At 60.4% G+C, this 15,176-nt stretch carries 9 protein-coding genes; 4 read left to right on the top strand and 5 right to left on the bottom strand.

Annotation, left to right across the window (positions count from 1 at the left end; genetic code table 11):
- Positions 1–13: 13 nt before the first annotated feature.
- Positions 14–2,218: an RNA degradosome polyphosphate kinase gene (locus H4W29_RS02735; protein WP_192727554.1), complete on the top strand. Its 2,205-nt coding sequence runs from the start codon at positions 14–16 to the stop codon at positions 2,216–2,218.
- A 10-nt stretch (positions 2,219–2,228) separates the two neighbouring features.
- Positions 2,229–3,749, top strand: a complete 1,521-nt coding sequence (ppx, locus tag H4W29_RS02730) for an exopolyphosphatase (RefSeq protein WP_192727553.1) — start codon at positions 2,229–2,231, stop codon at positions 3,747–3,749.
- Positions 3,750–3,851: 102 nt separating this feature from the next.
- Here the strand turns inward: ppx and H4W29_RS02725 are convergent, their stop codons facing one another.
- The 4 genes from H4W29_RS02725 to H4W29_RS02710 form a co-directional block, all read right to left on the bottom strand.
- On the bottom strand, positions 3,852–5,207 hold the full coding sequence (locus H4W29_RS02725; RefSeq protein ID WP_192727552.1) for an esterase-like activity of phytase family protein: 1,356 nt from the start codon (positions 5,205–5,207) through the stop codon (positions 3,852–3,854).
- Between the two features lie 109 nt (positions 5,208–5,316).
- Positions 5,317–6,378: an adenylate/guanylate cyclase domain-containing protein gene (locus H4W29_RS34195; protein ID WP_210332133.1), complete on the bottom strand. Its 1,062-nt coding sequence runs from the start codon at positions 6,376–6,378 to the stop codon at positions 5,317–5,319.
- 175 nt (positions 6,379–6,553) lie between these two features.
- A complete protein-coding gene (gene rnd / locus H4W29_RS02715) occupies positions 6,554–7,705 on the bottom strand; it encodes a ribonuclease D (protein WP_192727551.1) in 1,152 nt (383 codons plus the stop codon).
- A 165-nt stretch (positions 7,706–7,870) separates the two neighbouring features.
- Positions 7,871–9,262, bottom strand: a complete 1,392-nt coding sequence (locus tag H4W29_RS02710) for a multicopper oxidase family protein (RefSeq protein WP_192727550.1) — start codon at positions 9,260–9,262, stop codon at positions 7,871–7,873.
- 251 nt (positions 9,263–9,513) lie between these two features.
- Between H4W29_RS02710 and aspS the strand changes: the two genes are divergently transcribed.
- Positions 9,514–11,304, top strand: coding sequence for an aspartate--tRNA ligase (gene aspS, locus H4W29_RS02705; protein ID WP_192727549.1), 1,791 nt, complete (start codon positions 9,514–9,516; stop codon positions 11,302–11,304).
- Between the two features lie 70 nt (positions 11,305–11,374).
- Here the strand turns inward: aspS and H4W29_RS02700 are convergent, their stop codons facing one another.
- A complete protein-coding gene (locus H4W29_RS02700) occupies positions 11,375–12,562 on the bottom strand; it encodes an aq_1923 C-terminal domain (RefSeq protein ID WP_192727548.1) in 1,188 nt (395 codons plus the stop codon).
- Positions 12,563–12,791: 229 nt separating this feature from the next.
- Between H4W29_RS02700 and parC the strand changes: the two genes are divergently transcribed.
- Positions 12,792–15,047: a DNA topoisomerase IV subunit A gene (gene parC, locus H4W29_RS02695; RefSeq protein WP_192727547.1), complete on the top strand. Its 2,256-nt coding sequence runs from the start codon at positions 12,792–12,794 to the stop codon at positions 15,045–15,047.
- Positions 15,048–15,176: the final 129 nt, after the last annotated feature.

The following is a 15,176-nucleotide window of genomic DNA, read 5'->3' as shown; positions in this document are numbered from 1 at the left end:
GGGTGAGTGGACCATGGATAGTGCATATCAGGAACATCAGGAATCCACCCCGGACAACAGTGCAGACCTGCCGCCGCTGGAGCAGCTGCTGTCGAGCCCCGAGCGCTTCATCAACCGCGAATTCTCCTGGCTGCAGTTCAACCGCCGTGTCCTCGAGGAGACGCTGAACACCGAGCATCCGTTGCTGGAACGCGTACGCTTCCTGTCGATCTCGGCCGCCAACCTCGACGAATTCTTCATGGTACGTGTCGCCGGCCTCGAAGGCCAGGTGCGCCAGAGCATCGTGGTCAAAAGCCCGGATGGCCGCACACCCGCCGAGCAGCTCGATTCGATCCTGAGCGAGATCGATCATCTGCAGATGGAGCAGCAGGCCTCGCTTGCCGTCCTGCAGCAGTACCTCGCCAAGGAAGACATCCTGATCGTACGCCCAGGTGCGTTGAGCGATGCCGATCGCCAGTGGCTGGCAAACGAGTTCGAGCAGTCGATCTTCCCGGTGCTGACGCCGCTGTCCATCGATCCCGCCCATCCGTTCCCGTTCATTCCGAACCTCGGCTTCTCGATCGGCCTGCAGCTCGTGAGCCGCAATGGCCGCGAACCGATGACTGCATTGCTGCGGCTGCCGCCGGCACTCGACCGTTTCATCCGCCTGCCTGACGACCGCAACACGATCCGCTACATCACGCTGGAAGATGTCGCCAACATCTTCATTCACCGACTTTATCCGGGCTACGAGGTGCAGGGCTCGGGTACGTTCCGCGTCATCAGAGACAGTGATATCGAAGTCGAGGAAGAGGCCGAGGATCTCGTGCGCTTCTTCGAAACGGCGCTGAAGCGCCGCCGCCGCGGCAAGGTCATCCGCATCGAGACGGATTCCGAAATGCCGGCCTCGCTGCGCCAGTTCGTGGTTCAGGCGTTGAGCATCCCGGATAATCGCGTTGCCGTTCTGCCCGGCCTGCTGGCGCTCAACACGCTCTCCGAGATCACCAAGGCGCCGCGCGACGACCTGCGCTTTCCGCCCTACAATGCGCGATTTCCAGAACGTGTCCGTGAACACGCCGGTGATTGCTTTGCCGCCATCAGGGAAAAGGACATGGTGGTTCATCACCCCTACGAGTCCTTCGACGTGGTCGTACAGTTCCTTCTCCAGGCTGCGCGCGATCCTGATGTTCTGGCGATAAAGCAGACGCTCTACCGCACCTCCAACGACAGCCCGATCGTGCGCGCCCTGGTCGACGCCGCCGAAGCCGGCAAATCGGTGACGGCGCTGGTCGAACTCAAGGCCCGCTTCGACGAAGAGGCCAATATCCGCTGGGCGCGAGACCTGGAGCGCGCCGGCGTGCAGGTCGTCTTCGGCTTCATCGAGCTCAAGACCCATGCCAAGATGTCGCTCGTCGTCCGGCGTGAGGAAGGCAAGCTGCGCACCTACTGCCATCTCGGCACCGGCAACTACCATCCGATCACCGCGAAGATCTATACGGATCTGTCCTTCTTCACCTGCAACCCTGTGATCGCCCACGACATGGCGAACATCTTCAACTTCATCACCGGATATGGTGAGCCGGAAGAGGGGATGCAGCTCGCCGTTTCGCCTTACACGCTCCGCTCTCGCATCCTTCGCCACATAAACGAAGAGATCGAGCACGCTCGCAGCGGCCGCCCGGCAGCGATCTGGATGAAGATGAATTCGCTGGTCGACCCGGATATCATCGACGCGCTCTATACGGCGAGCCGCGCCGGCGTCGAGATCGATCTCGTCGTGCGCGGCATTTGCTGCCTGCGTCCTCAGGTCCCGGGCCTTTCCGACAATATCCGTGTCAAATCGATCGTTGGCCGCTTCCTGGAACACAGCCGCATCTTCTGCTTCGGCAATGGTTACGGCCTGCCGTCCGACAAGGCGCTTGTCTATATCGGCTCCGCCGACATGATGCCGAGAAACCTCGATCGCCGCGTCGAAACGCTCGTTCCCCTGACAAATCCGACCGTCCACGAGCAGGTTTTGTCACAGATTATGCTCGGCAACGTGATTGACAATCAACAAAGCTACGAGATATTGCCCGACGGTACGTCACGGCGCATGGAAGTGCGCAAGGGCGAGGAACCGTTCAATGCGCAGCAATATTTCATGACCAATCCCAGCCTGTCGGGCCGCGGTGAAGCTCTGAAATCGAGTGCGCCGAAGCTGATCGCCGGTCTGCTTGCCGGCCGGAACAACAAGTAAACTGGACCTAATGGTTGAATCTGAAGCCCAGGGGCGACTTCCGGGTATCGCCCCGGTCTCCGTTGTCGATATCGGATCGAATTCTATCCGTCTGGTCGTCTACGAAGGCTTGTCGCGTTCGCCCACCATCCTCTTCAACGAAAAGGTTCTCTGCGGCCTCGGCAAGGGCATAGCCCTGACCGGCAAGATGGACGAGGAAAGCGTCGCACGCGCGCTTCAGGCACTTCATCGTTTCAAGGCTCTCTCCGATCAGGCGCGCGCGGCCACCATGTATGTGCTGGCCACGGCCGCTGCGCGCGAGGCAAGCAACGGTCCCGATTTCATCCATCAGGCCGAGACGATCCTGCAGCGGCACGTCCGTATATTGTCGGGTGAGGAAGAGGCACGCTTTGCCTCGCTCGGCATCATCAGCGGCTTCTACAATCCCGACGGCATCGCCGGCGACCTCGGCGGCGGTTCTCTGGAACTGATCGATATCAGGGGCAAGGATGTCAGTGGCGGTATTACCCTGCCGCTCGGCGGTCTGCGCCTCTCCGAATATGCCGGCGGATCGCTCGCCAAGGCGCGCGCCTTTGCCCGCAAGCAGGTCAAGACCGCCAAGCTTCTCTCCAAGGGGGAAGGGCGCACCTTCTACGCCGTTGGCGGCACCTGGCGAAACATTGCCAAACTGCACATGGAGATCACCCGTTATCCGCTGCACATGATGCAGGGCTACGAGGTGTCTCTCGAAGGCATGACGCAGTTCCTGGATCAGGTCGTCACCGCCAAGGATTCCAAGGAGCCGGCTCTGCAGGCGGTTTCCAAGCATCGCCGTTCGCTGCTGCCTTTCGGCGCCATCGCCATGAAGGAAGTGCTGAACGCCATGAAGCCTTCGGTGATCTCCTTCTCCGCGCAAGGCGTGCGCGAAGGTTATCTCTTTTCGCTGCTGTCCGAATCCGAACGCCGCGCCGATCCGCTGCTGGCTGCCGCCGGCGAGCTTGCGATCCTGCGTGCCCGCTCGCCGGAACATGCCCGCGAACTGGCCGATTGGACCGGCCGCATGATGCCGTATTTCGGCGTTCAGGAAACCGACGAGGAAAGCCGGTATCGCCAGGCCGCCTGCCTGCTGGCCGATATCAGCTGGCGCGCCCATCCTGATTATCGCGGCGCTCAGGCGCTGAACGTGATTGCTCACTCCTCATTCGTCGGCATCAGCCATCCCGGCCGTGCCTTCATCGCGTTGACCAACTACTACCGCTTCGAAGGCCTGCACGACGACGGCTCCACGGCACCGCTTGCGACGATCGCCGGTCCCGCCTTCATCGACCGCGCCAAGCTGCTCGGCGGCATGCTGCGCGTCGTCTATCTCTTCTCGGCCTCGATGCCGGGCATCGTACGCGACCTCACCTTCCGCAAGTCCTCGTCCCCGGATCTCGATCTGGAATTCGTGGTCCCGCATGAATACCGCGATTTCGCCGGAGAACGACTGGACGGCCGCCTGCAGCAATTGTCGCGGCTGACCAACAAGCGGCTGGCGTTCCGGTTCGAGTAGACAGGTCCGGCAGGGCTGCCCGACCTTCACCTCCAGACACCAATGGCCAAGCAAAAGGGCGGCACTTTCGCGCCGCCCTCTCAATCTCACGCTAATTGCGGATTACTTCGCGTTCAGGAACTCGCCGACTTCGAGGATGCTGAACTCGTTATTGTCGGCCTTGTCGACAGCGCGGCCGGCTGAGAAGGGCAGGTTGTTGTCGTTGCCGATGATGATGTGGGTCGCGTCGACGCGGTCGACGTTTTCGATCGTCACGAAGGGCATGTTGTAAACGCCGGGGATATCGCCGGCCTTCTTCTTGTTGTCAGGATCCTGGATGTTCAGGAGATCGATATAGCCGATCTTGCGGACAGCCTTGCCGACGTTGGCATCATTGAACTCGATCTTGTAGACACGCTTCAGCTCGGCAGGAGCTTCGAAGCAGTCCGGCTTCGGCTGCTTGGGATCGGCGCAAGCCTTGTCCTTCGTGCCGGCGCCATTGTCGCGCTCGATGACGAGAGCGGTGGTCTCGTCAAGCATGTTGAAGTCGCCGATCGAAGCACCCTTGTCTTCGAACGGATAGAGCCAGCTGCGGCCGGTCCACTTCTTGGAAGCGACATCGAATTCGATGACGCGGATGGCGGTGTGGCCGTCAACAGTTTCCACCTGGCCGTCAACATAGATGGCGCCTTCCAGCAGGCCGTAGAGCTTTGAGCCGTCCTTCGACATGGCGAGGCCCTCGAAGCCGCCGGAGCGCTTCAGGTTGAAGGCCGGCATCTTGGCGGCCGGGTTGGCTGGCAGCTGGATCAGCGGGTTGTCGGGGGACAGGACCGGCTTGCCGTCGAGCGTGGTGGGGATGACGTCCGTCAGGCGGCCTTCGGTGTCGATCTTCAAGAGGTAGGGGCCGAATTCGTCGCCGAGCCAGAAGCCGTCGGCAACCGGCTGTACGGATTCGATGTCGAAATCAGCGCCGGTCAGGTAACGCGTGTCAGAGGCTTCCGTGACGATCGGGAACGGCGCAATCTTGTTCGGATCGGACAGGAAGAGGTTCTTGACGACGTCGACCTTGTTGGCGTTCCAGTCGAATTTCAGCTGATGCAGGAACAGCATGGAGTCGGACGAGGTGAACTTCGAGCCGAAACCGTTGTCGGAGAGCGTCCAGAAGGTGCCGTCGGGCATGGTCTTGATGCCGGAGAAGCCCTGGATCGGCTGGCCGTCGAGCGGCAGCTTGACGTCGGTGACGCGGGCGCCGTCCTTGCCGTCGATGGTGCCGAGCTTTTCGGTGCGCTTGCGGTCCGGGGTGGTGAACTTGCCGGAGGTCTTGAGAAAGGCCGGCGCATCGGCCGGGGCCGGAGTCAGCGTGTTGGCAGGCAGGATGGCCTGGCTCGTGAGCTTTGCCGGGAAGAGCTGCTGGTCGGCCGAGGCGGAGCCTGCGACGAGCATGAAAAGTGATACGGAAGCAAAAAGAACGTTCTTCATGATGTCCCCATAGAACGGAGTGCAAAAGCGCCATCCGCTTAGCAGGGCATTCATGTCGGCACATTGACGATTGAGTGAAGCTTTGGTGACGGGCGGATAAAGCTCCGTCTCAACCGCGCCTGAGCGTAGCAGGCTGTTTGAGGACGGTCACCGCGCGCGAGGAAAGTGCGACGACATCCAGCCCCTGGCCACGGCCGCGCACAGCGTGATTGCCGAGGTTCTCGCCGACAATCTCCTCCGGCAACGTCATGCGCTTGGCAAGCTCGGCGGAGATCAGCACCGGCCGGTTCAATGTCCGGCAGAGCGATTCCAGCCGCGAAGTGGTATTCACCGTATCACCGAAGAAGCTGATCTTGTGATGGTCGACGCCGACTTCGGCCGTAATGACGCTGCCGCCGTGAAGGGCGGCCCTCAGTTTCGGCACATGGCCGTAGCTCTTCTTCCAGCTTGCGGCATTGGCTTCGATATCGGCGAGGATATCGAAAAGGCAGCGCACGCAGCGCGCATCTTTGACGCCGCGCGCCAGAGGCCAAGTGATGATCGCCGCATCGCCGACATAGTCGTTGATCAGGCCTTTGTGACGCCGCACCGGCTCGGCGAAGGCGGCAAACAGCGAACTCAGAAGCTGCTGTGCACGCAGGTCACCATGCTTCTCCGCAAAGGCGGTGGACTCTGCGAGATCGATGAACAGGAAGACCCGCTCTTCCTTCATCGGCCTGCGGTAGCGGCTTATCAGCATGCTGATGAAGACCTCGCGTCCCAATAGTTCACGTACCCTGAGCAGAAAGATCAATGTGGCGCAGACCGCGAGCGCATAGAGGAAGATATCGAACGGCATGATCAGCACGTCGATCATTTTCGGCGGCTTCAGCGCACCAAGCAATGCGAGAAGGAAACCGGCCGCCGCAAAGCCGATGCTCATCAGGATTTCGTAGATCACGAGTTCGGAGATGATGAAAAGCAGGGTCGGCAATCTCTGAATGCGTCGGTAGAGGCCGCGCAACAGTACCTTGCGCTCGAAGGCGAGAATCGGCATGCCGATGAAGAGCGCGAAGATCGCTCCGATGATGGGCGTCTGGCCTGTAAAGAAGTACAGATCATAGACCACGCCGCTGAGCGCCAGCACGAGCGCAATCAGAATCCAGTTCTGCGTCGGGGATATCTCTCTCATGCCGCCCTTTCGCCGAAGCACTTCATTCGGCTATTGTTTCCGGTGCAGTGCTATGGTCAAGATATTTCGAATTTAAGGCAGCTCGCGCAAAGGTGCGAAGCGATTTTTGCGCTCACGACACGCGTCAAACAACGACTTGAAACGCGACAGCCGGACCGAAGGCTCGCGCCGCGATCTAAGCTGGGAGTGCGACGGTTTCGACCTTGCGGCCAACGAAGCGTAGAGCAATTTCGCCGCGGATGAGCTGCAGAGCCGGCTCGCCGAACAGATCGCGCCGCCAGCCATGCATGGCCGCGACATCTGCCGTTTCGCCCTCAGCCGCTATCCTGTCCAGGTCGTCGCTGTTGGCGATTACCTTCGGCGCCACGCCGTGCTTTTCGGAAATCAGCTTGAGCAGCACCTTGAGAAGCTCGACGGCCGCCGCCGCACCTTCCGGCGGCTGTGCCTGGCGCGGCACATGCGGCATTTCGGAACGTGGCAGCGCAAGCGCTGTATTGACCGCTTCGAGCACCGCAGCACCCGTGGCCGAGCGCTCCCAGCCCTTCGGAATGGTGCGCAGGCGCCCGAGCGCTTCGGCGTCCTTCGGCTGCTGCTGGGCGATCTCATAGATCGCGTCGTCCTTCAGCACGCGCGAGCGAGGTACGTTGCGCGCCCGTGCCTCGCGCTCCCGCCAGGCGGCGACATATTTCAGGATCGCCAGTTCCTGCGGCTTGCGCAAGCGCAGCTTCAGTCGCTGCCAGGCATCGTCAGGGTGGATATCGTAGGTCTCGCGCGATTCCAGAATGTCCATTTCTTCGCGCAGCCAGGAGGCGCGGCCTTCGCGCTCCAGTTCGGCCTTGAGGTAGAGATAGGCGTCGCGCAGATGGGTGACGTCGGCCAGTGCATATTCGAGTTGCTTGTCCGACAGCGGCCGGCGGCTCCAGTCGGTGAAGCGCGAGGACTTGTCGATGTGGACGTTCTTGGTGCGGCTGATCAGCTGATCGTAGGACACGCTGTCGCCGAAACCACAGACCATGGCGGCGACCTGGGTGTCGAAAATCGGGTGAGGGATCAGGTTGCCGCGATTGAAAATGATTTCAATATCCTGCCGTGCCGCGTGAAATACCTTCAGCACGTTTGGATTGGCCATCAGCTCGAAGAAGGGCGAAAGATCGATGTCTTTCGCCAGAGGATCGACCAGCACCTCTACCGTCGGGCTCGCCATCTGGATCAGGCATAATTCCGGCCAGAAGGTCGTCTCACGCAGGAATTCAGTATCGATGGTAATGAAATCGGACTTGGCCAGCTCTTTGCAGGCGGCCGCCAGATCGGCGGTGGTTTCGATCATATCAATTCATTCGCAAGGAAGAGGTCAGTTAAACCTTCCTTCCCCTTTCGAAGAGATATGTCAATATGGTCAGCGGGCTTCACCTTTATGAAGTCTTATTCGCTGTGATGCAGGCGATGTTTTCTGCGGCTGCTGTGTCGCCGGGGCGATAATCGCGGCACAATATCAGACAACACGAAGATAGCTCGTCATGCCCGTCTTCTGATGCTCGATGATATGGCAATGCAGCAGCCAGTCACCCGGATTGTCGGCGACGAAGGCGAGCTGCACCTTTTCGTCCGGCTGAATGAGATAGGTGTCTGACACGAGCGGTATCACCTCGCGCGTCGAGGACGAGATGACTGTGAAGCTCATGCCGTGCAGATGGATCGGATGCGTGTGGGGTGTGACGTTTTCCAGATTAAAGACGTAGCTCTTGCCGAGTTTCAGTTCAGCGAGCGGTGCGGTCGGATCGGGCGTGTCGCCTGGCCACGGCACCTTGTTGATGGCCCAGAAGCTGTAGCCGAGCGTGCCGCAGATGCTTTCGACAGCCGCATTCTCCGCTGTGGCGGAAAGCACAAGTGGGATTGTTTCTGCCGAAGAGAGATCAGCCTTCGGCACCGGGTTTTCCGCGAGCGCGCCGAGATCGCCGATATTGCGCTTCAGTGACTGCCCGGTGGCGCGCAAGCTCGCGATCACCTTCGGCGTCGTGCCCCTGATATCTTCAAGCGTCGCGACTGCGCCCTCGCTATCAGGCATTCGAACCGCGAGGTCGAGCCTCTGGCCCGGTCCGATCTGCAAGAGATCCAGTGGGAAGCGTTTTGGCACCGGATTGCCGTCGATCGCGATAACAATCGCATCAGCGCCTTCCATCCTCAGCTGGAAGATGCGGGTGACATCGGTGACGGCGATGCGCAGACGGATCAGCCCGCCGGCTGGCGCATCATACTTCGGCTCCTGATGCCAGTTCGCGGTGCGTATCGTTCCGTACGTGCCGGCCTTGGCCGCATCGCGAGGCCGGAAGGGGGCGATGAACTGCCCGTCGCCGCCAAGCCGCCAGTCGCGCAGGTTGAGCACGACCTCCGCATCGAAGACCGGATCATCAGGATCTTCCACTACAAGCACGCCCGTCATGCCGTGGCCCATCTGGGTCAGTGTGTTGCAGTGGGGGTGATACCAGAAGGTGCCGGCATCCGGCGGCGTGAAGAGATAGTCGAAGCTGTCATTGGTATAGACGTAGGGCTGCGTCATGAAGGGCACCCCGTCCATCTTGTTGTCGATGCGCAGCCCATGCCAGTGGATCGTCGTCGGTTCGTCGAGGCTGTTCGTCAGTCGCGCCGCATAGGCTTTGCCGCGCGGCATGCGCAGCACCGGCGGCAGTCCCTCGTCGCCCCATGTCATGATATCCCGCGTCGGTGCGGCATCCATGATCTGTGCCACGGTCCTGCGTGCCGTCAGGATCCGCGGCTCAGGTGCGGCCTCCGCCAGCCCGAACCGCCCGGCAATCGCCATGCCCGCGCCATAGGCGCCTGCGACGGCGGAAGCCTTGAGCAGATTGCGGCGGGTGAGGAGGGGCATTGGCAGGTTCCGTCTTGAATGATGCCTCCTTTTAAAGTTGACTATCCTTTTCATCAATATGCAGCCTTCAGCCAAACTGCCGCAGCGCAAGTGCCCGGGCTCCTTCGGAAACGCGGGGGCAAACGGCCCGCCAGCCGCGCCAAGCCTTGACAAATCAGAGCGTCCATGCGCTTGTCCGCCCGATTTTCTTGTCGGCGCTGCAGGTCTTCGGCCATGCCGCCGTCTTAAGCCAAATGCCAGGATTTGAGATCATGCACCGCTACCGCAGCCACACATGTGCCGCTCTTCGCAAGTCGGACGTCGGCTCGACTGTCCGTATTTCCGGCTGGGTCCATCGTGTCCGAGATCATGGCGGCGTGCTGTTCATCGACCTTCGCGACCATTACGGCACGACGCAGATCGTTGCCGACCCGGATTCGCCGGCCTTCAAGCAGGCAGAGACCGTTCGCGGCGAATGGGTCATCCGCGTCGACGGTCTCGTCAAGGCGCGGACTGAAGACACCGTCAACAAGAACATGCCGACCGGCGAGATCGAACTCTACGCGCAGGAGATCGAAGTTCTCTCTGCTGCCAAGGAACTGCCGCTGCCCGTCTTCGGCGAGCCGGACTATCCGGAAGACGTTCGCCTCAAGTATCGCTTCCTCGATCTGCGCCGCGAAACGCTGCACAAGAACATCGTCAAGCGCACGCAGGTGATCTCCGCCATGCGCCGCGAAATGGGCAATGTCGGCTTTACCGAATATACGACGCCGATCCTGACGGCCTCTTCGCCGGAAGGCGCGCGCGACTTCCTCGTGCCGAGCCGTATTCATCCCGGCACTTTCTACGCGCTGCCGCAGGCGCCGCAGCAGTACAAGCAACTGCTGATGGTCGCCGGCTTCGACCGCTACTTCCAGATCGCGCCCTGCTTCCGCGACGAAGACCCGCGCGCCGACCGCCTGCCGGGCGAATTCTACCAGCTCGACCTCGAAATGAGCTTCGTGACCCAGGAAGACGTCTGGAACACGATGGGCCCGCTGATGAGCGGCATTTTCGAGGAATTCGCTGAAGGCAAGCCGGTCACCAAGGAATGGCCGCGCATCCCCTATGACGAAGCGATCCGCAAATATGGCTCCGACAAGCCGGATCTGCGCAACCCGATCGTCATGGAGGCCGTGACAGACCACTTCGCCGGCTCCGGCTTCAAGGTCTTCGCCAACATGATCGCTTCGAACCCGAAGGTTCAGGTCTGGGCGATCCCGGCCAAGACCGGCGGTTCCCGTGCCTTCTGCGATCGTATGAACGCCTGGGCGCAGTCGACCGGCCAGCCAGGCCTCGGCTACATCTTCTGGCGCAAGGAAGGCGAAAAGCTCGAAGGCGCAGGTCCGCTTGCCAAGAATATTGGCGAGGAGCGCACCGACGCGATCCGCACGCAGCTCGGCCTCGATGACGGCGACGCCTGCTTCTTCGTTGCCGGCGATCCCGCCAAGTTCTACAAGTTCGCCGGTGAAGCCCGCACCAAGGCGGGTGAGGAACTGAACCTTGTCGACCGCGACCGCTTCGAACTGTGCTGGATCGTCGACTTCCCGTTCTTCGAATGGAACGAAGAAGAAAAGAAGGTCGACTTCGCCCACAATCCGTTCTCGATGCCGCAGGGCGGCCTCGATGCGCTGCAGAACCAGGATCCGTTGACGATCAAGGCGTTCCAATACGACGCCGTCTGCAACGGCTTCGAAATCGCCTCGGGTTCGATCCGTAACCAGTCGCCGGAAACCATGGTCGCCGCCTTCGAAAAGGTGGGCTTGAGCCAGCAGGACGTCGAGGATCGTTTCGGCGGCCTCTACCGTGCCTTCCAGTACGGTGCGCCTCCGCATGGTGGTGCTGCCTTCGGTATCGACCGTATCGTCATGTTGCTCGTCGGCGCCAAGAACCTGCGCGAAATCTCGCTCTTCCCGATGAACCAGCAGGCTCAGGACCTCTTGATGGGCGCGCCGACCCCGGCAACGCCCGCCCAACTGCGCGAACTGGCGATCCGTCCGATCCCGCCGCAGAAGAAAGACTGAGGCAGATTTCACACAACAAAAAAGCCCGGCGAAGATATCGCCGGGCTTTTTTTGTTGAATCGAAACGAACTCAATCGTTGGCCGAAACCTTCACGCCGAGCATCTGCGGCACCGTGTTCGGTGCACCCATAGCAGCGCCGACAATCATCGGGAAGGCGACCGGCTTGTCGGGCGTGGCCTTGATGGTCAGGCTCTTCGGATTGTCGAGGAAGGTGCTGACGGCAGCCGAAATCGCATTCTGCAGTTCCGGAATATTGAGCTGTGCCAGCATGATCGGCGTCATGGCCTTCAGCGAATCCGCCATCTGCTGGCCGGAAACATTCTGCTTCGAACCGGCATAGTCGAGTGCGCGCTTGGTGATCGACGCATCCTCGAAGCGGATCTGCGCGGAATCGAATGTCAGCTGCTGGGCAAGTCCGAGCATGGCGAGGCCGAGCGCCTGCTGTGCTTCTTCCTTGTTGGGGTTGGCTTCCGACTGCTCGAACGCTTGTGCCATCGATTTTCCGAAAGCCAACGTATAGCCGGACATTTTTAAACCGAATTGCAATTTGCCGACATTGGTGAAGTCGAAGGAAATGTCTGAAAGGTCGATCGTGCCAGGCTCGAGATCCCAAGATCCCTTCAAGCTGACGTCACCCTGAATGTGCTGAAGCGCCAGCTTCTCGATTGCTTCTTTGGTCTGCGGGTCGCTGGCTTTGCTGAGGTCGAACTTCATCCCCTTAAATGCGCCGTCAAAGTCGAAGCCGGATTCGTCCTCGCGGAGCGTGCTATTCACATCGCCCTCGAGCATCGAGAAGACTTCCGCACCGTCCTTAACCACCTTGAGGGCGCCGGTATGGAGATTTTCGGCCCAGAGCATGGTGTCTGGGCTGTCATCACCCGGTTTGGCGGGTACGGTGATGCCGCCGAGACTCAGGTCTTTTGCGGTCACCGTCACACCATCTGCGGTGCTATCGACATCTTCAAAAGTGGTCCCTTCAATATAATAGCTGCCGTCGTCCTGTTCTTCAACGCCAGAGAGTGTGATATCGCCGACAGGAAAAGGTTTAGCACCTTTTGGCGTGTAGCTGACGCTTTTGAGTGTGACGGTCGTGCCGTCGATATCGATGCTGCTGGGCGAAATCGTTCCGGTCTGCTGGCTGGAGGCGGCATTGATCTTCGTCAGGAGATCCTGGCCGTCCAGCGCGAACGCAGAACCAGCGAACGATAGAATGGCTGCGCTCGACAGCATCAGCCGCGTTGTGCGGTAAAAGGTCATGAGAAAGTCCCCTGGATGGCAAGTGCCGTTGACTATTACAAAGAAGCTACTGCGGAACGGACCGGCTTTATATTTGCAGACCCCTAAATTTTTATTGAGAGGATCGGCAAACAGAGTCCAAATTCGGCTGTCACCTTTTACAGCTTTCGTGTCAGCATGAAGACGTCATCCACAGCCGGAACGCCCGGATTCCTTGCCCCACAGGGGTTTCTGAGTTAGTCAGGGTTCCATGGGACAAGAGATTTTACCGCCTTCCGGCGGAGACGGCGACAATATTCAACCGGTCGACCTGAAGGCGGCGCTCGAAGAGCGCTATCTTCGGTATGCGCTGTCGACCATCATGCACCGCGCCCTGCCTGATGTGCGTGACGGCCTGAAACCGGTCCATCGCCGCATCGTCTATGCGATGAACGACATGGGCCTGCGGCCGAATGCGGCCTTCAGGAAATGCGCGAAGATCGTCGGCGAAGTGATGGGTAACTATCACCCGCATGGCGACCAGTCGATCTATGACGCGCTGGCGCGTCTGGCGCAGGATTTCTCGCAGCGCTATACGCTGGTGAACGGCCAGGGCAATTTCGGCAATATCGACGGCGACAGTCCCGCCGCCATGCGATACACCGAATCGAAGATGACCGCGGTCTCCGAGCTGCTGCTCGAAGGCATCGACCAGGATGCCGTCGATTTCCGCGACACCTACGACGAATCCAATTCCGAACCGATCGTTCTTCCCGGTGCCTTCCCGAACCTTCTCGCGAACGGCTCATCGGGTATCGCCGTCGGCATGGCGACGTCCATTCCTTCGCACAATGTGCACGAGATCTGCGACGCAGCACTGCACCTGATCAAGCATCCCGATGCCACGGTCGAAAAGCTCGTCGAATTCATCCCCGGCCCGGATTTCCCGACCGGTGGCATCATCATCGATAACAAAGAAAGCATCATCGAGAGCTACCGCACCGGCCGCGGCGGTTTTCGTGTGCGTGCGAAATGGGAGACGGAAGATCTCGGCCGCGGCGGCTACCAGATCATCGTCACCGAAATTCCGTTCCAGGTGCAGAAGTCGCGCCTGATCGAAAAGATCGCCGAGCTCCTGATCGCCCGCAAGCTGCCGCTGCTGGAAGATATCAGGGACGAGTCGGCGGAGGATATCCGTATCGTACTGGTGCCGAAGAGCCGCACCGTCGATCCGACCATCCTCATGGAATCCATGTTCAAGCTGACGGAGCTCGAAAGCCGCTTCCCGCTGAACATGAACGTGCTGTCGATGGGCGTCATCCCGCGCGTCATGGCGCTGAACGAAGTGCTGAAGGAGTGGCTGCAGCATCGCCGTGAGGTCCTGCAGCGCCGATCGCGCTTCCGCCTTGCTGCTATCGACAGGCGCCTCGAAATCCTCGGCGGCCTGCTCGTTGCCTATCTCAATATCGATGAGGTGATCCGTATCATCCGCGAAGAGGATGAGCCGAAGCCTGTCATGATGAAACGCTGGGACCTGACCGACGTTCAGGTCGAAGCGATCCTCAATATGCGGCTGCGCGCGTTGCGCAAGCTCGAAGAATTCGAGATCCGCAAGGAGCACGACGAGCTCACCAAGGAAAAGGCTGATATCGAGGCGCTGCTCGCTTCCGACGAGAAGCAGTGGCAGACGGTCTCCTGGGAAATCGGCGAGGTGAAGAAGAAATTCGCCAAGGCGACCGAGATCGGCCGCCGCCGTACACAATTCGCCGAAGCGCCCGAGGCCGATGAAGAAGCCATCCAGCACGCGATGATCGAGAAGGAACCGATCACCGTCGTGGTCTCCGAAAAGGGCTGGATCCGCGCTCTGAAGGGCCACATTTCCGATACTTCGACGCTGGCCTTCAAGGAAGGCGATGGCCTGAAGGTGGCCTTCCCGGCGCAGACGACCGACAAGATCCTGATCGTCACGACCGGCGGCAAGGCCTTCACGCTCGGTGGCGACAAGCTGCCCGGCGGCCGCGGCCATGGCGAGCCGCTGCGCATCATGATCGATATGGAAAACGATCAGGACGTGCTGACTGCCTTCGTTCATGATGCGGCGCGCAAGATGCTGATCGTCTCGACTGTGGGCAACGGCTTCGTGGTTCCGGAAGTGGAAATGGTCGCCAATACCCGCAAGGGCAAGCAGATCATGAACGTCTCCATGCCTGATGAGACCAAGCTTCTCGTGCCCGTGACCGGCGATCACATCGCCGTCGTCGGTGAGAACCGCAAGATGCTGGTCTTCCCGCTCAGCCAGGTGCCGGAAATGACGCGCGGCAAGGGCGTGCGCCTGCAGCGCTACAAGGATGGCGGCATTTCCGACGTTCGCTGCTTTGCCATTGCCGACGGCCTGAGTTGGGAAGACAGTGCCGGCCGCACCTTCACCAAGAACAAGGACGAGCTTGCCGAGTGGCTGGCCGACCGCGCCACCGCCGGCCGCACTGTGCCGAAGGGCTTCCCGCGCAGCGGTAAATTCGCCGGCTGATCCCGGAATTTTGAGGCTCCGCTCTTGGCGGGCGGAGCAATTCCTCTATCTCAGTCCTGTCACCAAAAAGAAGGGCCAACAAGAAGGGCAGTGTCGTTCCGCGGGCGGGCGGGATGGCCATAAGCCGTG

Origin of the sequence: Rhizobium viscosum (genome assembly GCF_014873945.1) — a bacterium.
GTDB classification, from domain to species: domain Bacteria; phylum Pseudomonadota; class Alphaproteobacteria; order Rhizobiales; family Rhizobiaceae; genus Rhizobium; species Rhizobium viscosum.
Note: the sequence above shows the minus strand (reverse complement) of the source record. Positions and strands in the feature narration are given on the sequence as shown.